Below are 22,620 nucleotides of genomic sequence, written 5' to 3' on the forward strand. Positions count from 1 at the left end.
CCCGGCTAGCTGTTGCTGATGATGGTGTTCATGATGGTGCCGGCGCTGGTGGCGATCGTGCCGCCGATCAGGGCACCCAGAACCATCTTCGGAGACTCGAGCATTCCGCCATGCCACTTTTCCCAGGCGAAGCGCCCGCCGGCGAAGATGATTGCCGCCACCCCAGACAGCAGGGTCAACCATTGCACCCATCGCATCAGTCGCTGCAGCCCGCCGACACCGGGCGGTGCTTCGGGGGTGTAGTTCTCGATCTGGGCCAGCACGTCCGGGTACCAGGCGGTCAGCGTGGGCAGCAGGCTCACAGCGGTGTCCTTCCGATTTCAGGGACTCGGTCGTGGAGCGCGGCGACGGCCGCAATAAGTTCCTCGCCCAGTACGCGAACGTCCGGCGGGACGGTGTTCGCTGGGTCGGCGTCGGCGAGGGCATCCGCACCGGATGGGTCGGGGCACCAGATCGGCAGCGCCGCAGGGGCGGTCAGCGTCCAGCTCTCGTGCCAGTCGATGCGCCAGGTTCGGGCGACCAGTCCGCTGTAGAGGTCACGGTCGCGGCGAATCGGCGCCGGAACCCGGCCGGGTCGTGCGGCCACAGTGACCATTCCGACGACGGTGCTGTCTCCGGCGAGTCCAGCGTGGTGTTGGCGCAGCACTGCGTCCGCGGCGGCGAGACCGCTGACGGTCTCGCGGGCGACGACCAGCACATACGGCGTTTGCCCGGGAGCGGGGACCGGCCAGCGTCGATAACAATCGGCGGCGGGCCCGAGAACCCGCTCGAGGGTTGTTGTTCCGGCGCCTCCGTGGGCGGCCAGCAGCCACACCAGCGGCGGCCGTTCATCCGGCATCGTCCCGGGGTGGACGGGTACAGGACGGTCCCACTGGGTCGCCCGCTGGTCGGGCGGCGGTGCGATCACTGCTCGACGCTGCAGCAGGCGCGCGTTCCGCGGGTGGTGATGGGTTTCCGGCCGCGGCGGTGTCAGGGCGGTCGGGTTCATGCCGACACCACGGCGAAGATCAGTGTCCGTCCATCACGGTGGGTGGTGTGGATCGTCTGGGAGTGCGAGACCCGGTGACCGTCGGGGCGGCGTTCGCTGACCAGGACCGACCATCGGTCGGGTCCGGCGGCGGTGATATCGGTGCAGTGAGTGGTTCCCGCGGGCACAGCGTCGATACCGGCCTGGATCTCGGCGTCGCTGCCGAACCGACCGTCGGGGGCGAGAACCGTCCGAACTGCGGCGGCATCGCGGTCTACATAGTAGGCATGCTCGAGGGCAAGGATTACCTGAGGCCCGGATTCGGCGGAGCCGGCACCGTTTCCGGTGATTCGCTCGCCGGTGGTCCCCGCTGGACACCATTCGGTGGTCGTCGGCAAGGAGAACGTCGCCGACGCTGCAGTGGGTTCAGCCGTCGCGAATTCCGGAGAACGGTTACCCAGCACCGCTGCGGCCGCGGCGCACATGGCCGCTGTCACGGTGAGTGCTGCAGCTATCGCACCTGTCGTCCGCAACAGGCTGCGGCGCCGGTCCGGTCCAAGGCCCGGATCACGGTCGGCCTCGACGGTGGCGGGCGCGGCCGTAGGGAGCCAGCTCTCGAAGCTCTGGGAACGCTCGTGGAGGTGGCTGGGGTCGGGCACGAGGGTGTGGGAACCCGAGGAGCGGGTCCACACTTCTTCGTCGGTCGCGGTGCGGCCGAGGTCGGGTTCGTAGCGGTTCACGGTCCCGCCTCGCTCGGCGGTTGCGGCGGGCTCGACGGCACGGTCGAACGATCCGTCGGGGTGGCCCTGATCGTTGCCGATGGTTCGGTGCTGGGCGCGGTGCGTGTCGGGCCGGGTGTCGACGGTCTGAGGTGGGCGAGCTCGTCGAGAAGGGCGGTCAGCCAGGCGACGGTGACCGCGACGGGGCTGCGACCGTCGCTGGACACCGGCACGGTGGTGTAGGCGCCTGCCCGTGCGAGCGCGTCGCTGTAGCGGACCCAGGTCGTGGTGTCGATCAGCGCCGCGTTGTCGGTGACCGTGGTAACCAGGCTGTCGAACGCCTGCCCTACCAGACGAGTCGCCGCTGCCGGTGGAATCAGCTGCGGTAACGCTGCGGCGAGTTTCGCGCCCAGCGCGGCCAGGCCCGCGGCCGGATTGGCCAACCCCGCCGCAGCGATCTCGGCAAGATTCGCCGGCGTGAGTACCGTCTTGGCGATGGTGGCGACCGAATTCAACGCGATGGTGCCCACTTTGACCACGGCCTGCAGTGCGGCGTGCAGGTCGAGCGGAGACCGCGGATCGCTGGCCTCTGCGACTCGCTGGGCCAACGACACCTGCGAGGACAGCTGCAACGACGACAGCGACTGGCCCGCGATGTCCTCATTGACCACCGACACCGCAGTTTTGATCGTGGTGAAGGCCAACGCCTGTGTCACCGCGGCGAGCGCACGCAGGGGGTCTCCGCCAGCCTCGCTCACCGACTGTGTCACGTTGGCGACCACCGTGGCCACCGGCGCGCGCGAGGTCGTGTCACAGACCAGGTCACCGGCGATGCAGAAGCTGGCCACTCGTCCCGCCAGGGCTCCGTAATCTCCGGACCCAGACCTGCGGTCAGGCGATGGCGTTTCTGCAGTGTCAGTTCCGCTGACCTCGGCGGCGGCGGTGGCGATTCCTGCCCCTGTGAGTGGCTGTTGAGGTAGGAGGTCCAACGCCGCTACCGCCCGACTGTCGGTGCGGGGTGTCGGGTCGGCTCCGCCGTTGCTGGCGGCTCCGGGTAACAGCGGCGCCCCGACGGGTCTCGCGGGATCGGCGAACAAGGCTACTGCCGCTACGGCTTCCGCTGGTACCGGGCCGCCGCCAGCGCCGACCTGCTCGGCGAAGGCCGCGGCCGGCTGAGCGGCCTGGGCGTCTGCCACGATGGCCAGGCGCGTGCCGGGGCACCGGTCGTAGGTTTCGCCGGCGATCTGCGATAGGGCTGTCGTGGTTTCGGCAAGGCTGGCCTGGAAGGGCGTGGGACCGCGCCCGCTGCTGACCCCATGCCCTGTCGGGCGCATCCGCACATACACCCGAGCAAATTCGCCCTGCTCGCGAGTCACCAAGGGACGCAACACCTCGCCGACCAGGCCGGAATCGACATCCGTGGGGGTGCCGTCAGCGGCCTGACCCGGAGATTGAACGCCGACAGCGAACAACAACGGGCACGGCCCGGTTGAGGCGGGGTCGGCAGCAGCACCCGGCGAGAAGCTGGCTGCAATCAATACCAAGGTCAGCGCCGCGAAACCTCCCCGAGCTATCGAGCTGATCACGTGCAGTCCTCCCCTGCTGCCGCGTCCGGCGCCGCTTGCGCCTCGGCGCCAGGTAGCGGCGCAGGCTCGTCGACTACTGGTGCGGGAACAGGCGCCGGGATCTCGGGCGCGGATTCATCCGGCGGGGACGCGCCTTCGCCGAGTGCGGCGCCGCCGGCAGCACCGATTGCGGCACCGACCGCGCCCGCCGCGACGGTTGCTGGGACACCGGCGAGGACTGCACCGGCCATACACCCGACCGTGCCTCCCACCGTCGCGCCGAAGGGGGCCAGTGCACCGCCGGTGGTGACGCCACCGATCACGCCACCGGCAACACCGCCGACCGCCATGCCCACGGCACAGCCACTGAGACCGCCGACCATGCCACCGGCCGCGGCGCCGACGTTCGCCCCCGCGGCAGCACCGACTATCGTCGCGGCGGCCCGCCGGTCCGACTGATCGGTGGAGAAGCCTGCGGCGTCGAACGCCGCTGCGGTCCACCACTCTGCCTTGTCCGCCAGGTCCTGCCCCACCGCCTGGACTTCCGCCGGAACCCACTCCGGCACCACGACCTCTGCCGTGCCGACATGGATGATCCGTAGCTCCGGCGCGGGCGGAACGGGCGGCGCAGGATCAGCTGGGCCTTCCGTCGGTACGGTCTGCGCTTCCTCCTCCGGCGGCGGCGGTGCAGGCGCGGGCGAAGGTGCAGGTGTCGGTGCGGGAGCAGGTGCCGTGTTGCGTTCCACCTGCTGGCGCGGCTGTGGACGCGGCGGATTGGGAATCAGGTCCACCACGGTCGGAGTCTCGTCGACAACGACCGGTGCCGGAGTAGGTGGTGCGGTGATTCCCGGCTGGTCGCCACGACCGGGTGTTTCCAGCCCCGGCTGGTCGGCCGCGGCGGGGCCCGCCGCCAGAACCCCGGCGACGCCGAGGGCAGCCGCCACCTGACAGGGGCTACGGCGAAGCTTCATGCGAATCTCCATCTCTCCGTGAAGGGGCCGCACAAACCAGTTGGGTTGATGTGACGCTTGTGCGGCGTGGGCGTGAGGGCGGGTCGGGTCATGCGCCCGGATCGGGCGGTGCTCTCCGCTTGTCTTGCAGCCGGGAGACGAAGGTGTTCAAGGCGACTGCGGTGTGCGCCATCGCTTCGGCGCGGTGTAACTCGCCGTGACCGCGGAACTGCTGGCTCAGCTCATAGGCGACCAGCACCATGTGCGCCGACAGCAGCACTGCATCCCGAGGAGTCGGTCGGTCGACGGTGTGTAACTGCGCGAGGCCGAATGCCACCACCGACAACCGCGATGGGGCAGCCACCGCGGGCCGTCCCGCTCCCGCGGCTGCGGCCGCAGTCAGGGCCGCCTCCGAGAGCGGACCCGCACCTTCCGGTTCCATTCGGCGAGCCCAGGACGCGACCGCCCCCGCCAGTCGCGCGGCAGACCAACAGCATTCGCCAGCAGATGGCGGGTACCTGCGCAGGCGGGCGGTAAATCGATCGACGTCGGTGACCATGCGTGACCACACGACGGGATCGGTCAGCACACTGCGGTGCCGGTCATGAGGACGGGAGGAACGCAGCCCCCGCCACTCCGACTGCGCCGCCGCCACCGCGCGTGGGCCGCGGTCCCAGTCACGCCACAACACCGGCAACGCAAGATCGCTGCCGAGTTCGATGTCGGTGCGGGAAACGCCGCTGCCGATGACGGCTTCCACGGCGTACCCGGCCACAACGCCGGCGGCAGTCCGGGTTCGCGGCCAGATCGCAACGCCGCTGTCGCGCACGCGACGAACGAACTCTGCTTCGGAAACGCTCGCCACCGAAGCGGCGCGAATCAGCAACTCGGTTCGGCGCCACAACCGCGGCAAGGTGTCCTTGCCAGTCGACGGCGGACCTGAATCATGTGAGCGTGGAGTGGAGTCCCCGCAGTGCGACATCGACGCCTTCCCAGTGCATGCAAGGCAACAAGATTCAGCTGCCGCAACAGGGATCGGGCGCGACCAGGGACGGTCGCAGAACCTGACGGACTCGACACCGACACAGCAGGACGGATACCGAGGATTACAGCGCTACATCCGGAACCGCGTCACGCGAGAACCCGGGAAACCTCTGAGACCAGAGGCGCACTAAGCACACTAGATGCTGAGAGCCGCCGACCGCAAGAGCCGCTCATGGCAATGTTCCAACCGCGGGCATTGCGATCAGTCGACACGCCCCTACCGCCACCTCGCGCCAAGACCCAAACGAGCATCAACGATCAATCGCCAGCCACACGTCACCGCTTCCCAAGCGCCCTCTCTCGTCCCACAGTCGCTCGCGGTCATCGTCCTTAGAAGGGCCCTTACCTCCTCGACGCGACTCCTGATCTAGGTCAAGAACCGCTACTACGGATTTGACATCGCACCCGGCTTCTGAACCTGGCTGGAGCAGGCGCACAGCGGTGGGCTCGCCTGCAGCTTCCAGGCGGTGCGTACCGAGCTCCTCGCCGGTAGCGTCGAATTGGCTGACTGGGCCCAGGACAACAGCTCCTTCCTCCCGCTCGATGGCGCCGCTTCAGCTCAATTCGCACCGCTGACCACGTGGGCTAACTCCCCAGCCGCGTCCTTCGCCAGCGGATCCCCAGCCTCCAGGTCCTCAGCCTGCTGTCGCTGCCGACGCTGCACCGCAGGCGGGATCCGGGCGGGGGCCGGCACCTCGAACACCAGGAACGCCTGTCCGCCGCTCACCTCCACATACCGCGGGGTGTCACCCTCCGGGATCGTCTCCGTCAGGTAGGGGAATAGATACCCAGATCACTGGTCATCGAGTCCGCCTGGATGAGCAACCGGACATCCTTGTCCTCGGGTATCGAGATCCGGATCCTGACCTGTTGCGGGCGCATCCCGTCATTCTCTAGAACAGCGAATGGATGCGCCACAGTATCGTCCCGTCCGGGCTACTCCGCCGTGTCGCCCTCATAGCATGGGGCGGGCCCTGCGCGTTCGTGGGATATTTGTCAGGTGAACCGGAGAGAGCGACGTGCAGCCGCGCGGCGACAAGCGAAGGCCGCGCGGCGGGAAGAACGTCAGCGGACACTCGAATGGGGCCGGCAGCACCTGCAAGCGCCGACTCCGCCGCAGAGTATGTCGGCGGGCTACAGCATTCCGATGCCGGACCTCACCGGCCTTCCTCCGGAGGCCGGCCCGGTGCTACAGGCGATGCAGCAGAACCAGCCGATGGTCGTGGTCGCCGGGATGGTGGGCGTCACACCGCTGACTGAAGCCGCGCGGCGGTCTCTGCTCGCCGAGGTCGACACGCAGGATGCTCTCGTCCGGCTGGCGACGATTCAGGCTAAGTGGGATCAGGCGTCCACCACGAACTGGAACCTCAGGCCACTACACCGGGAGCTCCTGACGGATGCGTCCGCTGATTGGGCACCTGCGGTGAAGGCTGAGGTCGGCCGAGGGAACGTCTTCGCGACGCCACAGGTCACCGTTCAGCTAATGCGCGAGCTCTTGGAGACGGAGTCAACGGCGACACGGACGCTGACCTCCGATGAGGTGGTGCACCTGCTGATCTCGATCGCCACAGAACAGCAGACGACTAGCGAGTTTGGGTCGGATGTACCGACCGCCGCCGAGGTGGCCGCGCTCGACAAGAAGTACCAAGCGATGCAACCGGCAGACCTGATCGCCTTGTCGCAGGAGTTCCTGCATCATCAGGCGGCCAGCTCGCTCTTCAACGCGCCGCGCAAGATCGAGTGCCTCAAAGCCGATGTTGTCGACTTCTGGTACTCGCCGTGGGCTAGCAGAGCACATGATTCTCTCGGTGCGTCCCCAGCCGAAACTTTCAAGGACGCGACCGGGATTACCCTCGACGACTTCCTCCGAGTGGGTGCCTCACTCTCCGACATGATCACCGATGGCCGAACGACGGTAGACCTCGACGACCTCGCGCATGACGAGCAGCTGCGAGCCTTTGTCAGCGAGAACATGACGCTGGACCTCGGGGGCTACCGCGAACGTCTCGCAGCCGACCGTGCCAGCGGCGACGTCAAACTGCAGCGGTACACGTTCACTCGGTACCCATTCCTTGACCTCGGCGGCGGCAGCCTGCTGATTCTTCGCGCTCAGTGGGCAACGGAACGTTTCTTCGGTGACACCGCCCAGTTCGACGTTATGGCCGCGTTCGCAGCGAAGGGAGATAAGAAGAGCGCGAACAGGTTCAACGACGGAATGAAGTACCAGTTCGAGGACATCGTGGGGGCTACCCTCGGCCGCATCGCGGCGCGTAGTCGGAGGGTCGAAAAACTGGTCTCGGAACCCGCGATGCAAGAGCAGTGGACTGAGAAGAAGGGAGAGAAGCCCTCAGTCTGTGATTGGGCCCTTCGCGCCGGACCAGTCACGATTCTCGTAGACGCGACCCATCACCCCCTCAACGCGACGCTTGCTCAAGGACTCGGTAACGGGGCGTTGTACGACGCGGATTCGGACTTGATCCTGACGGAAGGAAAGTTCCAGCAGTTCGCGTCGGTCATGCGGCTGATTCGGCGACTCGGTTTCGCCGGGCAGCCGGACCCGAACGCCGTCTTCGTCCCGTTCGTCGTAGTCCCGAACTCGGGCACACCGAGCTCCATGTTGACCGAGCTCGACTACGGTCAGCGCGCGAAGGAGGTCTTCGCTGAGTTCCAGGGCCGCGTCGCTCGACCCACGGTCCTGCAGCTCCAGGAACTCCAGCTGTTGGAAGGCATCGGCGACCACCTCCACCTTGACTCCGTCAGTTTTCTGTGCGAGTGGCGCAAGTTCCCCATGCCGCTGTCGCTGCAGGAGTTCCTCGAACTGCAGGGGAAGCCTCAGCCGATCTCGAAGCACATCCTGAAGGCCGCGAAGCAGCTCGATCGCCGGCTCCAGGGGAGAGATTCAGAAGCCGCATGAATCACGACTTCTTCGAGGAAACGACTTCGGCTTCCGTCTCGGGGCGAGTCCACCTCGACCCAGCTGCGAACGGACCTCCTGAAAGAACTGCGCGCGGGGCCGATCCATGGAACCATGGACATGGACGCAGCCATTGCTATCACCGACCTGGTGTGGAATGAGCTCATTGCATACTGCAACGGCGGGAAGAACACTCTGGATGAAGGAGATCGCTCTCGCTCTGCGGGCGCTAAAGGCCACGCTCGACCGCATCGGGATGCCTCTGAAGCTGCCGTAGCGCGACTTCTCAACCTTCCGGGCGTACTGGCTGAAGAACGACGGCAACGGGCCGTGGCAAACGCGGCGCGGGATCTGCTGGAGAAGTTCTTCAGGCGGGTGCAGGAGGAGCTGGACCGGAACGAGGAAGCGCAGTTCCACCCACTACAGCAGAGGCGGTGTCACCACCCACTTCGACTGGCTGGTCGAAAGTCGATGAGGAACCCACCGAACTGCGACGGCGGTTCCGCACCGCAATGACCAGGAAAGGACAGTGAGGCAAGACAGGGTGTCTCCAACACGGTGATCGAACTCACCCACAGCGTTAAGCACTCGACGGAACCTTCGCGGAGGGACGCGGGGACCGCAGCGGACTCGGGAATCATGCTCGCGAACATCCTGCGCCGTGTAGATCAGGACTTCTGAGCGCCGCAATCGCGCAGCGCTCGCCTCTGGTCGGCGCTGCCTAGGGCGTGCCTCAAAGTGACCTCAGACGGGCGAGAGTTGCTGTGATCAGCGGGTTTTGGATGTGGCGAGGTCTCCGGTAACTGGTTGGTCTACCAAGATCCAACGCAACACCGGAGACCTCGTGAAAGCGGTGACCCGACGAGCCGATTTGACCGATGCCCAGTGGGCCCGGCTCGAACCACTGCTTCCCTGCCCGAAAACGACACGGCCGTCCTTCTCGATTCACCCGCCGCCAGCTCATCGACGGCATCCGCTGGCGGGTCCGGGTCGGGGCACCCTGGCGTGACATCGCGCCCTGCTGCCGATCCTGGCAAAGCGATCTATGCCCTGTTCCGGCGCTGGGCCTGGGCACAGATCCCGCACCAACTGCAAGCCCTCGTCGTCGCCGATGGCGAGATCGGCTGGATGGTTGGCGTGGACTCGACCATCATGCGTGGTCACCAGCACGCCGTCGGAGCCCGCCGCGAGGGCCACCGCCAGGCTGAGCCACCCGCAGCCCACCGCGTCGGCGAGCCGGGCAAAAACCAAATGGAGTACTGGATCACCAGCTCCTCCGCCAAGCTCAAACCCACGGGTTCAGTTCGGGGCGGTTGGAGTGCGTAGGCGGGCTATCACTGCTTCGGGTGCAATTGAGAAGTTGTCCTTCTCAGCAGCGAGGCACTCGAACAACTGGGCACTGGCGGCAGCAAGTCCGGCGGGTAGATCAGCGTCGGTCAGGGTGTCGGCCACATCGACCATTTCCTGCTGCCATCGCCACGCCCGGGCTGCAACGCTCGGCAGGTAGCCGCGGTCGGCGAGCGGTTTCGCGCCAAGCTCGTGAGCTTCGGCGATCAGCGCGTCGGTGACGCCGTGGGCGTCGGCCAAACCGTGGGCCAGTGCGGCCAGCAGACGAGTAGTTCTCAAGTACGACGCGGTTGCCATTTTCAACGCCGACGCCGCTCCGAGGCGCTCTCCGAGGTTTGTGGTGGTCAGCCCGGCGCTGATGAAGAGGTCATATGCACGAGCGGCGGCTGGGGCTGGGCCTGCCAGATGGATGCGTGGGCCGGTTTCGGCTGTTGGTGGCGGTCCGCTGATGACCGCGTCTATCACATCGCTGCTGTCGTCGAAAGCAGCTCGGATCGAACGCATTGTGGTGGGGTTGGTGGCGTTGGCATCGATGTACAGGCCGGTGAAGCCGTGTTGGGCGACAGTTTCAGCAAGAGACACCGCGACGTGGGCTGGGCAGATCGAGACGATTGTCGTGGCGCGGGCCGTCAGCTCGGTGAGGTCGTCGACGGGGGCGAGCGCGGCGGTGCGTGCGCGTTCTGCGGAGGCGGGACTGCGCCCGGTTGGACACCACAGCACAGTGTGTCCTGCGGTGGTGAGGCGGGCTCCAATTGCGGCCCCCATTCTGCCGGGGTGCAGGAGGCCGACGATCATGTGTTGTCCTCGGAGGGGTCGGCGGGCTGGATCGGTGCGCTGCGTATGCGGTCGCGTAGCGCGCTGGTCAGCGCGCTGGTCTGCCACCTCGGTCGCTCGAGCGCAGCGTGGAGTTGGGTCAGCCGTCGGGCAACGGCGGCGGTGGGGCGGTTTTCGGCGAGGTCAATGACGTGGTTGAGTTGTTCGGCGGCAGCGTCGAGGTCGCTTTCGGCCAGATACGCGGCTGCGAGGTCGAGCCTGGCCAGCGCCAGCCCGCCGACTCGTCGCACTGGCTCGGGGTCAGCGAGATATCCGGTCACGGCGGCGGTGCAGTGTTCTCGTGCGGGGGCGATCATCGCGGGCCCGCCGAGAAGAACGGCGGACGACCCGGTATAGAGCGATTGCTTGGCCAGTGGGAATGCCATCATGCCGCCGAACTCGTCTTCGGTGTTCAGAGTGTCGCGAGCGTGGTCAGCGCGCCGCAGCGCCGACCGGGTTCCGTGCTGGTCGCCTAGGCGGGCGCGGGCGCGGGCCTCGATACAGAGTGCGCGGATTCCGGCGGTGCCGTTCTCGGGGCTGTGCCGGGAGGCGTCGGCTGCCAGCTCGGACGCGTAGCCGTAGTCGCTGTCCCAGTAGGCGATCAGTGCTTGCATCCCCCGCACCCATGCGCGCATGCCGTGGTGGCCGGCGGCCTCGGCCGCGACCAGTGCGGCCCGAGCGTGGGTGCGGGCGCCGGAGAAATCACGGAGATCGAATGAGGCGTTGGACAACACTCCCGACAGTGCCGCTGCCAGCAGGTACAGCTGTCGAGCCTGCCCCGGCCGATGTCGTCCTCGTAGCAATTCGTGCACCCGTATGCGAAGTGTTCGGGCTTGCGCGGCGACAGGTGCGAGTGGGTGTGCTGGGTAGGCGGCAAGGATTTGGTGGAGGTCTTCCCCGAGCTGATCGAGGGTGTGCGGTCCGCAGTCGGACTGCTCTGCGAAGCCGACGAAATCAGCTGATTCCCTTGCCGCCATGGACATCACATCCCCGAGATCGGGCTCGCCAGTGGATGGTGTCCATGATGATACGGATAAGCCAGACCGGTCGTCTGCGTGACCAGCCGCACCCGACCCGGGCGATGCAGATGCGGGCATTGGATGGGGTGCGCCGAGCAGCTCCTCGACCGGTTCATCGGGAGACAATCGCGCCAACACGCGCAACCCTGCAGGAAATGGGCGGTGGGTTTCACCGCTGATCCAGCGCTGGGCCTGTCGCTGGGATAACGGCGCTGGACGCGCCGGTGCGAGTTCGGTTTCGCTCTGTGCCAGCGCGGTCGCGGTCCTGTTAATGGCAGCGATGAAGCCAGCTCGGCTCCGCCGACGCAGGTTCGGCAATTGCCCCAATCGTGTATCGGTCAGGCACCACAGCACGCGGTCCCATCCGCAGGACCGCGAGACAGGATTGTTCGATCAACCGAGCCCAAAGCTATGCGCGCAGACAGTGACATACGCGACGACCGACGACTTGGGTCCGTACCACATTCTAGGCGCGGGCGGGCGGCAGAATGGCAGTGTGCGAGTACTCATTCTGGGTGGCAGTTGGTTTCTCGGGCGCGCGGTCGCTGAGCAGGCCTTGGTCGAGGGTCATGAGGTGACGGCCTTTCGCCGCGGCCGCACTGGCGCCGATGTGGAGGGTGTGTCGGTGGTGCGGGGTGACCGCACCGACCCGACGGACCTGGCGCGGCTGGCGCAGGCGGGTCCGTGGGATGTCGTGGTCGATACCTCGAGTTTCGTCCCTCGTGAGACCCTCGCGCTAGCACGGGCTCTCGCGCCTGTGGTGGGCCGGTATGTGTTGGTGTCGACGGTGTCGGTGTATCAGGGGTGGCCGATCGAGCCGCTCACCGAGGACTCGCCGGTGCTGGAATGCCCGTCGGATGCCGGCCCGGATTACGGGTACGACGGCGACCCCGGCCCGTCGACGTATGGGTTCGGAAAGGCCGGGTGTGAGCGTGCGGTGCTGGAGACGTTCGGTCCGGAGCGGGCGCTGCTGCTGCGGCCCGGGGTGATTCTCGGGCCGTGGGAGTATGTCGGGCGGCTGGAGTGGTGGCTGCGGCGGATGCAACGTGGTGGCCGGGTGTTGGCTCCGGGCCTGCCGTACCGTCCGATACAGCCGATCGACGTCCGCGATGTGGCCGCGTTTGCGCTGATCCCTGGGCTGACCGGTGTCTACAACTTGACCGCGAAGGGCCGGGACACGATGGCGGACCTGCTGACCGCGTGCCGGGAGGTCACCGGTCGCGATGCGGTGCTGGAGTGGGTGACCGATGAGCATTGGCTAGCCGAGCAGGGTGTGCGGCAATGGACCGAGCTGCCGCTGTGGCGCACCTACCGCGGCGCCTGGGCGGTGGATGCCCACCGCGCCCGCACCGCGGGGCTGGCGTGTCGTCCGATCGCGGCGACGGTGGCCGATACGTGGCGGTGGCTCAGCGACGGCGGGAGCGCGGTCGAGCACGAGCGCGCCGCCGAGCTCGGCATCACCGGTGAGCGTGAGCAGGCGCTGCTGCGGCTGTGGGATGCGGTGCAGCTCGACCACTGCGGAGCCTAGCTGGGCAGGCTCCGCATCCCTGCCGCGCGCGACAGCGAGATCGCGGTGAACTCTTCGATCTGGCCGATCAGGGCGATGGCCTCGGGCGCGCCGCGGTAGCGGGTGGTGCCGAGAATCCGTGACAGCGCGTGCAGGCGTAGCGCGATCGCCTCGGTGCGGCGAGCGGTGGGGATCTCGAACACCGCCCGCAGCGCGGCCTGAGCGCCGGCGAGGTCGTCGCGTAGTGTCCTCGCTGCGCCGAGGTCGACGTGCGCGCTGAGCGCGCCGAGGGACCACCGCTGCTCGGGTGGGGTCGCTTCGAACAGCGCGACAGCCTCGGTCGCGGCCTGCTCGGCGGGTTCGCCGTCGCCGAGCGCCACGAAAGCCGCACCGGCACACAGCGCGTGGCGGGCTCGGTCGAAGGCCAGCTCCCCGCCGACTTCGTCCAGGAACGCGTCCTGGCCGGCGCGATCGAGCTCGTCGGTGGCGGCGGCGAGCTCGTCGCGGACCTCGCCGCGGGCGCCGAGCAGTGCCAGTGAGCGGGCGTGGACGCTGTGCAGCCGTGCCCGGGCGGTACCGGCGGGCGCGGTCTCCAGTGCGGCGGCGGCGGTGCGAGCGGCGGCGCGGGCGTGCCCGGACCAGAACGCGAGCGTCACTTGCAGGGCGCGTGCCCAGGCCTGCAGAGAGTGGTGGTCGATGACGCATCCGTAGGTGTAGGCGGCGCGGGCCTGCTCTTCGGCGGCCTCGACCAGCCCGAGATCCCAGGTGACCGAGGACAGCAGTCCGCAGACCTGCCCGGCGAGCAGGTACAGCTCGGCCTTCTGCAGCGGCTTATGGGTGCGGTCGAGCTGGGTGTAGATCGTGTCGCGCAGCGTGACCAAATCGGTCAGCATCTCCAGCGGCGGGCTGACGTAGTAGGCGCGGGCGGCCTTGGCCGCGGCGGCGTGCAGGTGCTCGAGGGCGGAGGGATCCAGTGCCGCCGCGGCCTCGAGGGCGTGGCGGGCCGACTCCTGGGCTGCATTCACGGCGTAGTCCTGTCCGGTCGCTGCGGTGGGCGTGTGGGTGCGCGGCGGGCCTAGCAGGGTGTCGATTGGCTCGCCGAGCCAGGCCTCGAGGACGCGGCGGGCGCCAGGACGCGGCACCAGACCTTGAAGCCACCGGTGCACCCCTGCGCGGGTGATGGATGTGTCGACGCCGAGCGATGCCGCGCGGCGGTTGAATTCGCGGGCGAAATCGGCGGTGCTGATGCCCCGCTGAGCGGCCAGCTGCTCGAGCCGGGTACGCGCCATCCCCTGACCTCCACCCTCCCATTCACGGTAACCACATTTCACCGCATTCCGGCAGCGCCACAACACAAACGGGCCATCAGTGAGACAAAACGAGACGAAACGAGACGAAACGAGCCAGTAATGACCCACCCAGCCCGGCGAAGCTGACACCAGGACCCCGACGTCGGGTCGCCTGCCGCACTCGACCGCAGCAGGCTGCGACGCCCCTGTCCCCGACGTCGGGTCGTCCTGCCACACCTCGAGAAGGGGCACACCAACTTTGGATGCACTGGGCGTCTACAACCTGCACATCACCGGCACGAGTAAGGCGGCGATCAGGCTCGCGCGGCAGACGATCGAGCTTGTGGCCGCGCGCGAGCGGCTGACCGTCGTCGAGACGATGCCGATCGACCCCGACAGCATGATGTGGATCTCGGATCTGGTCGAGGCGGTGCATCGTCTGGGCGCGCATGCGGTGATCGCGCCGGATCTTGCCCACCTCGACAGCGCGCAGCGGGCCGTGACCGGCGTCGCTGACCTGCTCACCCCCGCTCGTTGGCTGCGCTATGTCGGCTACGGCCACGGCTACGTCCGGCCCTCCCAGGCTCCACGACCGGTGGGTCGCCGCGAGTCCCTCCCGCAATAGCCCCGGCAGACCGGGCATTTCGAGATCGAAGGACACGACCTGATGTTCACCACCTCTCCCTCTGCTGATCCTGTGCTGATCGTGGGTGCGGGCCCGGCCGGGCTCACCCTCGGGATCGAGCTGTTGCGCCGGGGTGTGGCGTGCCGGGTGATCGACCGCGCCGCCCACCCGGCGACGACGTCGCGGGCGTTCACCCTGCATGCGCGCACGCTCGAACTTCTCCACTCCGCGGGGATCGCCGACCACTTCGTCGGCCGGGGCATCCGCAGCGTGTCGATGGACTACCGCTTCCGCGGCGTCACCGACATCGCGCGGCTGGACTTCACGGCTCTCGAGGACGACAGCCGTTTCCCGTTCACGCTGGTGATCAGCCAGGACACGATCGAGACGGTGCTGCGGGAGCGGTTCGCTGCTCTGGGCGGCGTCGTCGAGTGGAGCACCGAGCTGCAGCCGACCATCGCCCGCGACGCTGCGGGCGCGATCACCGTCGAGCTGGTCAAGGGTGACGGGCGCGAGGAGACCGTGCGCACCTCGTGGCTGATTGGCTGCGACGGACTGCGCTCGACCGTGCGCAGCTACCTCGGCGCCGGCTACCTCGGCGGCGAGTACACGGGCATGGAAATGCGGATGATGGATGTCGAGCTGCGAGGGTTCCCGCTGCCCGATGATCGGGTGCACTACCTGATCGACCGGGACCGGCTGCTGCTGGTGACCCGCCTGCCCGGCCCCTGGTGGCGCGTCCTGATCAGCGACAACGGCACCGGCGACAATGGCGCCGCCGCCGCCCCCACCGCGACGCGGGAGGGCTTCCAGAGCGTGCTCGACGACCACTTCGACGGCGCCGTGGAAGTGGGCACGCCGAAATGGATCACCACCTTCCGGATTTGGCGGCGCCTGAGCACCAGCTACGGCGACAGCGGGATCTACCTGGGTGGCGATGCCGCCCACATCCACTCACCCGCTGGCGGGCAGGGCATGAATGCCTGCATCCAGGACGCGGTCAACCTGGGCTGGAAACTCGCCGCCGTCGCAACCGGCCGAGCCCCGATCACACTGCTGGAGTCCTACGAGCGGGAGCGGCGCCCGATCGCTGAGCAGGTGATCGCCGGCACGCATCTGCTGCACAAGGTCATCATGGCCCACGGCACCCCACTCATCGAGCGGGTCGCCATCACCCGCGAGCCCGGCTTCAACGTCCGCGCCGTGCGTCAGATCTCCGGGCTGGCCTACACCTACCGCGACGTCACCACCACCCCGCCGGGCATGCCGACGCCGCTCGGGCTGGCCGCCGGTGACCGGGCCCCCGACGCCGTCCTGTCTCGTGGGCGGCGGGTTCATGATCTGCTGGCCCACCCCGACCACACCCTGCTGATCCTGCAGCGCACCCAGTCCACGGCCACCCGTCATCTCATCGACGCCTTGGCCGACGACATCGATCGCCGGTTCCGGGGCCTGGTCCGAACCACAATCGTCACCGCTCCAGCAACACCGCCGGCCGAGGGCCCGGGCGCGGTGGCTGCCGACACCAACGAGGCACACCAGCTGCTCGGTACCCCGACCGGGGACGGTCTCTGCTTGATCCGCCCCGACGGCCACCTCGGCCTGCGCTGCGGCCTGCCGCACCGCGCCGCGCTGCTGACCCACCTCGACACCACCCTCACCCCCACCGCCGCGCCCACCATCTGAAAGCCGCCATGTCCCAGTGGTTCACCGAACACCCCGCCGACCTCGTCGCCGATGACCTGTCCATGACGGCGCGCGGGCCTCGGACCCCGCTCTACACCCGCGAGTTCGCCGCCGACCCCCACCGCACCTACCGGCAGCTGCGTGAGCAGTTCGGAGGGTTGGCGCCGGTCGAGCTCGCCCCGGACGTCCCCGCGACGCTCGTGCTCGGCTACGCGACCGCGGTGCGGATCCTCAACGACCCCGAACGCTTTCCAGCTGACCCCCGCATGTGGCAGCAGAGTCTGCCCGAGGATTCGCCGGTGCGACCGATGATGGCCTGGCAGCCCGCCGCCCGCTACAACACCGGGGCCGCCCACGCCCGCTACCGGCAGGCTTCGGCGGCCGGGATCGACGGTGTCGACGGGCTCGCCCTGCACCGCACCGTGGAGACCCTCGCCGTCCCGCTCATCAACGGCTTCTGCACGACCGGGTCGGCCGATCTGCTGGCCGACTACGCCTACCCGCTGGTGTTCGACGTCCTCAACGAGTTGCTCGGCTGCCCCGCAGATCTCGGGCAGCTCGTCACCGCGGGGATGGCCGCGCGGTTCGACACCGTCCACGCGACCGAGGGCATGGCCCTGCTCACCGAAGCCCTCTCGGAGTTGATCCGGCGCAAGCGCCAGCACCCCGGCGATGACATCACCTCCCGGCTCGTCCAGCATCCGGCCGGGTTGGACGATGAGGAGATGCTGGCGCAGCTGATGAGCTTCTACGCCGCCGGCATCGAACCCCAACGCAACCTGATCACCAACGCGCTGCTGCTGATGCTCACCGACGACCGCTTCGGCGGCAGCGTCCTGGGCGGGAGCCTGTCCACCCGCGACGCCCTCGACGAAGTCCTGTTCAACGACCCACCGATGGCGAACTTCTGCACCACCTACCCCCGCCAATCCCTGCTCTACGACGGAGTCTGGCTACCCGCCCACCAACCCGTCATCATCAGCCTCGCCGCCTGCAACACCGACCCCGCCATCACCGGAGGCGACCGCAGCGGAAACCGCTCGCACCTCGCCTGGAGCACCGGCCCGCACACCTGCCCCGCCAAAACCATCGCCTACCAAATCGTCCAAGACGCCATCGACCAACTCCTCGACGCCCTGCCCGACATCCGGCTCGCCTGCCACCCAGATGAGCTGGAGTGGCGGCCGGGGCCCTTCCACCGCGCCCTCACCGCACTACCGGTCACTTTCCCCCCGACCCCGCTTATCGCTCTGCCATCCACCACCGACGCACCAGTCATAGGCCCGATCACGGGGTGACCCTCAAGGTCCGGCCGGACACAGCTGCCCCTCTGTATGTGTGAGCGGCATGCACTGGCGTTTCGACCTGTGCCCTCAGCAAACGCCGCGCGTCGACCGTATCCACGTGCCGTCGCGGCGGCAGTCCACCCTTCCAGCCAAAGGAGAAGGTCCTGAACCCAACCGAACAGATCGTCCTGTCGGGCGGCACGCTGCGGCCCGACCAGCTCTCCCTCTTGCAGACGCGCGGCCCGCTGGTCCGCGTCGTGCTACCCGGCGAGGTACCCGCATGGGTTGTCACCGACACTCCAGTCTTGAAGCAGTTGCTGGTGGACGCTCGGCTGTCCACGGACGCCCACACGCACTGGCGGGCACTGCGACAGGGGCAGATCACTTCGCGGTGGGTGCTGTGGCCCTGGGTCGCGGTGCAGAGCATTCTCACCGCCGCCGGCCCCGATCACCTGAGGCTGCGCGGCATCCTCGGCACAGCTTTCGCCCACCGGAGCATTCAGGATCTGCGGCCGCGCATCGAAACCACTACCCATCAGCTGCTCGACCAGCTGGCCCGCACCCCTGCCAACGAGATCGCCGACCTACGAACGGATTTCGCCCGTGTGCTATCACTTCGGGTGCTCTGTGAACTCTTGGGCCTGCCGCCGCAACCGACGACATCGCTACTTGCCTGCAGCACCGCAATATTCGACACCACGCTCCTGCCCGAGTTCCGCGAAGCTCCTGTTGCTCACCTGTACCGGACCCTCGACGACCTGATCGGCGACAAGCGCACCCACCCCGGCGACGACCTCACCACCGCACTGTTATCCGTGTACGACGACGGAAACCCGCCCAGCGAGCAGGAATTGCGCGACATCCTCCTGGTGACCATCACCGCGGGTCACGGAACAACCGCCCACCTGCTCGAGAACGCAGCCCTGGCGTTGCTCACCGACGCGGCCCTGCGGGCCGACGTCCTCGCTGGGCAGCGGTCATGGCCGACGGTGATCGAGGAAACCCTGCGCGCAGAGCCCCCGACAGTGCACCTACCGTTCCGATTCGCCACCGACGACATCGAGCTCGATCGTGGGCAGCGGGTCGCCAAAGGCGAGGTGATCCTCACCGGTCTCGCCGCCGTAGACCGCCGTCCCCACATCCACCGCAACCCCGCACGGTTCGATCCACGCCGCAATATCACCGACCACCTCGCGATCAGCAACAGCCCCCGCGTCTGCCCGGGTGAACCCCTGGCACGCCTCGTGGCGTCCATCGCCCTGCCCGCGCTGTTCACCCGATTCCCCGACCTGACCCTGGCTACCCCGCCCGGGCGGCTCGACTACATCACCAGCATCGTGGACAACAGCCACCTCGGTTTGCCGGTCTTCCCTCACCCCTGGCGGCGGTAGCCATGCCTGCACGTGAATCGACGACCGCGTTTTCCACCAGCGGCTCCCCAATCAAGGCAGCCAAGACGTTCGCCGCGCACCTCGCAATCCGGTGGCAGCTCAGCCAGGCAGGCGCACCCCTAGCAGCAGCGCTCGCCAGCCTGGTCGAGAACCTCCTGATGCGATCGACTACCCCACCGAACCGGGTGCCGGCACTGATCCCTGCAAGAGTGCGCGAAACGCGCGACCGCGTGATCGTCGCCGAAGTCTGGAGCCTGGCCAACTGCTCCCCCCGCAACCCAGGGATGGGACTGGCCCCAAGCGATGCCACAGCCCCCGGCCAGCGCGCCGTTCTCCTATTGCTACTACGCCATGACTCGGCTACGCGTCCACTGACCCTGCCCCAAACGTTGCTACCCGCCGGGAACGGTCCGCTGCGGTCACGACCGGTGGGTACCGGATGTCGGTCCTGACCCACCCAGCACAGCGCATCGCCCGCCCGACCCCGATGCGCGCGACAGGCGTGCATCGGAGGCCGGGCCTTGCCCGCAGCGCATGGCCGGGTGAAAGATGGACACAACATGGGCCGGGAAGCCCTCGTCACGTCACTCCAAGGGGGTTCACCGGTATGCGCACTGCGACACTCCTCACCACCGCACTGGGTCTGCTCACCCTGGCCACCGCAGCCTCGACCGCTCTTCCACTCGACACCGGTTCGGCTACACCGACTGGGCCGGTCGTCAGGATCGGTGACTACTGTGGTGGCACCCACGCACCAACGGCGACCATCGGCCGCACCGCCGACGGAATGACGGCGTACTGCGTCCGCGTCCGCTACACCGATGCCTATGTCTGGTCCCTCACCCCCGACCTCGTGCCCGTGGACCCGAACGTGCCGATCGGACCGGGCGACCCCTGCCTCGATGAGGGTCAGCATTGGGTCGCCTATGACGGCCGCGCCATCGTATGTGAACGCACCAAGAACGGGCGGATGGCCGGCAATCTGGTGTGGATGTACGCGGTCTGAGCCAGCACAGAGTGCCAACGGAAACTGTACGGCCAGGCCAATTTCCGCGACAGTTTTTCCGCCCGGAAGCGGCCAGAGAGTAGCGCCTGCCGTGGGATGCGGCCGTGACCGGTGTCACGAACGCACCCCGCTCCCATCTGATCAGAAACCGTGTCATCGTTGACGGCGCCATACTGGGGAAGTGCGGAGCAGGTGGGCGGGGACAGTGGACGCAGTACGAACTCCGGTTGGTCTGAGGTAGTAGACGGTGTCGTCCGGGAAGATGAGCCATCGTCCGCCTGCCCGGGGTACTGGCGCTGCTTCGATGTACACCTCCGCCGACGCGCTGTCGCGGGCGTGGACAGTCGTCGGCGACGTCCCAGACGTAGCAAACCCGGGCCCTGAACGCGCCGAAGGCGTAGCCCAGCAGACAGCGCCGGATCGGCCGTGCTCGCCCACATCGTTGACCAGAAGATCGGATGGCATGGCTGAGACAGCAGATTCGCTGCCAATGTCGTCGGATCGGTCTTGTGCTGACGGGCTCTTCGACCACGGAGTGCTCGGAATCTGGAGCGACCCGTGAGAGTGCAAGGTGAGCCACGATCTCCATCGCGCTCGCTCGGCGCGGTGGCGCGCGACCGTCGTCTGCTGTAGCGCGGCCAGGCCGTGCTGGTGGGCGATCTGGTCGAGGTTGGTCGATCCGACGCCGACGACGCGGCGGCGGTGGTGGAGAAGACCGACGGTGGTGAGTATGTGCAGCGCGGTGTAGCCGGAGCTGCGGGTGAGTCGGGCTGCGGCGAATGCGCCGAGGGGGTCGGTGGCCCCGTCGGTCACCACCTCGTATAGGCGGCGGCAGTGTAGACCGAGGACCCGCCAGGCGGGATGGACCGGCTCGACTCGAACCCTGTGCCCGATGGTGTCACTGCGGGTGACGCCGTCGAGGGCTGGGGTGGTGAGGGCGTAGCGGTCGGCGCGACACCCTGCGCCAGCGCACACCCGCCGGATCGGGGCACCAGGAAGGTCCCGGATGGCGCGCAGCGTCTGCCAGACCGTGGTTTCGGGGAGCCCACCGGCGAGCAAGGACAGGGAGCGGCCGCCGAACTCGACGATGGGCAGGCCGCGCTGGGCAATCGGCCGCAGTGCGCTGGCGTAGGCGAGGGCTTGCAGCACGGCGTGCACGGTCCACCGCTTCGAGGAGCGCGGCCATTGCGCGTCGGCCCACCGAACCGCCGCAGACAGCCACGCGTGCACAGCCTCGTGTCGCTGTCGCCTCGGCTGTCCCCCTGTGTGCTTTTTCTCCTTGTGCGTGGCGGCCAGGAATTCGTGAGCGTGGCGTGAGGTCCAGGCGCAGGCAGCGGCCCAGTCACGATGCAGAGCACGGAGTTGGTGTCGTCCGTAGCGGTGGTAGGCCCGGTCGAGGCCTACCCACTCCCCGCCATTGGCAGGCAGCTGGGCTAGTACATCGGTGAAGGTGTAGCCGCGCATGGCCGCTGCGACGAGGACGGACTGACGTGCTCGTGAGCGATCGAGCCGTCCGTTGCGCGCGCGCCACCGATGGGACGGAGCAGCACCGTCATGAGCGAAGGCGAGCACCTCGGCCGGGATCGGCGTGGTGCGACGGTAGATGGTGCGCAACCGGGCATGCTCGCCGCTGCCCTCCCACAGCGCTGTCCGATGATCGGCGCTGGTAGGGCCGTTCTTCACGATCATGGGCGGGCCCGGCACGCTCGCGCCCCCGGGGCCGGACGGCGGGATGGTGGGCTCGTCGGCGAGAAGTGCACGGAGGCGGTCCCAGAAGTCGGGTGCGGACCGGGTGGTGAGAGCGCAGACCGCCTCGGTGAGGGTGCCCTCGAGAGTACGAAAGCCGCCGGTGCGGCATCGCGTGCCTGGTGGGGTGATAGCGCCGGTGGTGTCGTTGAGCATCGGGGAGATGTCCAGGCTGGGCAGCCGCGCCGCGAGCCGCCGCAGGACCGGTTCGAGTTCGCCACGGGTCAATGTGAGGCCCAGTGGGAGCGGGACGAGGATGTGGCGCCCACCGCTGGTTGAACGGTCGGTGACGGGGCGGGCGCCGCAGGACGACAACCATCGCTGGCAGCGGCGGACGTCGAGATCTACGTCGGTAGAGGTGTGGCCGTGTTTGGCGTCGAAGTCGAGCACCAGCAGCCGGGTCCGCCGATGCAGATACACAGGCACCGCGGCGGGGCGGTTCGGGAGTTTGGTAGTCAAGGCCCGGGTGCGGTCAGCGTAGCGGCCGACGCTGGTATCCCACAGCCGCATCGACCGTCTCGCCGCGATCAGCGGTGCCAACGCAGCGAACACGCGCGACGCGACCACGGTGCGGTCATCGAGTCCTGGCTTTCCACAAGCTTTTTCAAGGGGTGGTGAGGCAGCGGTGCTTTGTTCGCCGACAAGGCCGGGCAGTTGGTCATCGGCGGTGCAACGATCGGAGAAAGGATGGTGTCGGTTACGCCGTGGCCGGTCGTGGCACGCCCCATGGCCAGGGAGCGGGAGGC

The 22,620-nt window shown here is 68.0% G+C and carries 18 protein-coding genes; 8 read left to right on the forward strand and 10 right to left on the reverse strand.

Annotated elements, in window-relative coordinates; genetic code table 11:
* Positions 1-5: 5 nt before the first annotated feature.
* From CRM89_RS10900 to CRM89_RS30390, 6 genes are all read right to left on the reverse strand, one after another.
* Complete coding sequence (locus tag CRM89_RS10900; RefSeq protein WP_098083921.1) at positions 6-302, reverse strand: hypothetical protein; 297 nt, start codon at positions 300-302, stop codon at positions 6-8.
* Positions 299-988, reverse strand: a complete 690-nt coding sequence (locus CRM89_RS10905; protein WP_253805089.1) for a DUF6668 family protein — start codon at positions 986-988, stop codon at positions 299-301. The genes CRM89_RS10900 and CRM89_RS10905 overlap by 4 nt, the downstream gene beginning before the upstream one ends.
* Entirely contained in the window at positions 985-1,707 is a 723-nt protein-coding gene (locus tag CRM89_RS30380) for a hypothetical protein (protein ID WP_127516154.1), read from the reverse strand. Before CRM89_RS30380 ends, CRM89_RS10905 begins: the two co-directional genes overlap by 4 nt.
* Positions 1,704-3,272, reverse strand: coding sequence for a cutinase family protein (locus CRM89_RS30075; protein ID WP_127516155.1), 1,569 nt, complete (start codon positions 3,270-3,272; stop codon positions 1,704-1,706). Before CRM89_RS30075 ends, CRM89_RS30380 begins: the two co-directional genes overlap by 4 nt.
* Positions 3,269-4,234, reverse strand: coding sequence for a hypothetical protein (locus CRM89_RS32115; RefSeq protein WP_127516157.1), 966 nt, complete (start codon positions 4,232-4,234; stop codon positions 3,269-3,271). Before CRM89_RS32115 ends, CRM89_RS30075 begins: the two co-directional genes overlap by 4 nt.
* 76 nt (positions 4,235-4,310) lie before the next feature.
* Positions 4,311-5,114 carry a hypothetical protein gene (locus CRM89_RS30390; protein WP_127516159.1) on the reverse strand — a complete coding sequence of 268 codons (804 nt, stop codon included), beginning with the start codon at positions 5,112-5,114 and terminating at the stop codon, positions 4,311-4,313.
* A gap of 1,278 nt (positions 5,115-6,392) precedes the next feature.
* Between CRM89_RS30390 and CRM89_RS10920 the strand changes: the two genes are divergently transcribed.
* On the forward strand, positions 6,393-8,159 hold the full coding sequence (locus CRM89_RS10920; RefSeq protein WP_127516161.1) for a hypothetical protein: 1,767 nt from the start codon (positions 6,393-6,395) through the stop codon (positions 8,157-8,159).
* A gap of 878 nt (positions 8,160-9,037) precedes the next feature.
* Positions 9,038-9,367 carry a transposase gene (locus tag CRM89_RS10930; protein ID WP_228809378.1) on the forward strand — a complete coding sequence of 110 codons (330 nt, stop codon included), beginning with the start codon at positions 9,038-9,040 and terminating at the stop codon, positions 9,365-9,367.
* Positions 9,368-9,458: 91 nt separating this feature from the next.
* On the opposite strand, the gene CRM89_RS10935 is transcribed toward CRM89_RS10930, so the two are convergent.
* Both CRM89_RS10935 and CRM89_RS10940 read right to left on the reverse strand, forming a co-directional pair.
* Entirely contained in the window at positions 9,459-10,301 is an 843-nt protein-coding gene (locus CRM89_RS10935; RefSeq protein WP_098083926.1) for an NAD(P)-dependent oxidoreductase, read from the reverse strand.
* Positions 10,298-11,296 carry a hypothetical protein gene (locus CRM89_RS10940; RefSeq protein WP_127516163.1) on the reverse strand — a complete coding sequence of 333 codons (999 nt, stop codon included), beginning with the start codon at positions 11,294-11,296 and terminating at the stop codon, positions 10,298-10,300. The genes CRM89_RS10935 and CRM89_RS10940 overlap by 4 nt, the downstream gene beginning before the upstream one ends.
* A gap of 466 nt (positions 11,297-11,762) precedes the next feature.
* Between CRM89_RS10940 and CRM89_RS10945 the strand changes: the two genes are divergently transcribed.
* On the forward strand, positions 11,763-12,866 hold the full coding sequence (locus CRM89_RS10945) for an NAD-dependent epimerase/dehydratase family protein (RefSeq protein ID WP_216641970.1): 1,104 nt from the start codon (positions 11,763-11,765) through the stop codon (positions 12,864-12,866).
* Here CRM89_RS10945 and CRM89_RS10950 read toward each other — a convergent pair.
* A complete protein-coding gene (locus CRM89_RS10950) occupies positions 12,863-14,134 on the reverse strand; it encodes a hypothetical protein (RefSeq protein ID WP_098083928.1) in 1,272 nt (423 codons plus the stop codon). The genes CRM89_RS10945 and CRM89_RS10950 overlap by 4 nt on opposite strands.
* A gap of 259 nt (positions 14,135-14,393) precedes the next feature.
* Here CRM89_RS10950 and CRM89_RS10955 point away from each other — a divergent pair, with 259 nt between their 5' ends.
* The 5 genes from CRM89_RS10955 to CRM89_RS10975 all read left to right on the forward strand — a co-directional run bounded on the left by CRM89_RS10955 (position 14,394) and on the right by CRM89_RS10975 (position 20,128).
* Positions 14,394-14,759: a hypothetical protein gene (locus tag CRM89_RS10955; protein WP_098083929.1), complete on the forward strand. Its 366-nt coding sequence runs from the start codon at positions 14,394-14,396 to the stop codon at positions 14,757-14,759.
* Between the two features lie 42 nt (positions 14,760-14,801).
* Positions 14,802-16,445 (forward strand): FAD-dependent monooxygenase, encoded by a 1,644-nt coding sequence (locus CRM89_RS10960; protein WP_098083930.1) that lies wholly within the window; start codon positions 14,802-14,804, stop codon positions 16,443-16,445.
* Between the two features lie 62 nt (positions 16,446-16,507).
* Positions 16,508-17,743 carry a cytochrome P450 gene (locus CRM89_RS10965; protein WP_098086950.1) on the forward strand — a complete coding sequence of 412 codons (1,236 nt, stop codon included), beginning with the start codon at positions 16,508-16,510 and terminating at the stop codon, positions 17,741-17,743.
* 293 nt (positions 17,744-18,036) lie between these two features.
* Positions 18,037-19,122, forward strand: coding sequence for a cytochrome P450 (locus CRM89_RS10970; RefSeq protein ID WP_195039641.1), 1,086 nt, complete (start codon positions 18,037-18,039; stop codon positions 19,120-19,122).
* Between the two features lie 607 nt (positions 19,123-19,729).
* Positions 19,730-20,128, forward strand: a complete 399-nt coding sequence (locus CRM89_RS10975) for a hypothetical protein (RefSeq protein ID WP_086839857.1) — start codon at positions 19,730-19,732, stop codon at positions 20,126-20,128.
* A gap of 153 nt (positions 20,129-20,281) precedes the next feature.
* On the opposite strand, the gene CRM89_RS10980 is transcribed toward CRM89_RS10975, so the two are convergent.
* Complete coding sequence (locus CRM89_RS10980) at positions 20,282-22,441, reverse strand: hypothetical protein (protein ID WP_098083932.1); 2,160 nt, start codon at positions 22,439-22,441, stop codon at positions 20,282-20,284.
* Between the last annotated feature and the right edge of the window lie 179 nt (positions 22,442-22,620).

This window comes from Nocardia sp. FDAARGOS_372, from assembly GCF_002554515.1.
GTDB classification, from domain to species: Bacteria; Actinomycetota; Actinomycetes; order Mycobacteriales; family Mycobacteriaceae; genus Nocardia; species Nocardia farcinica.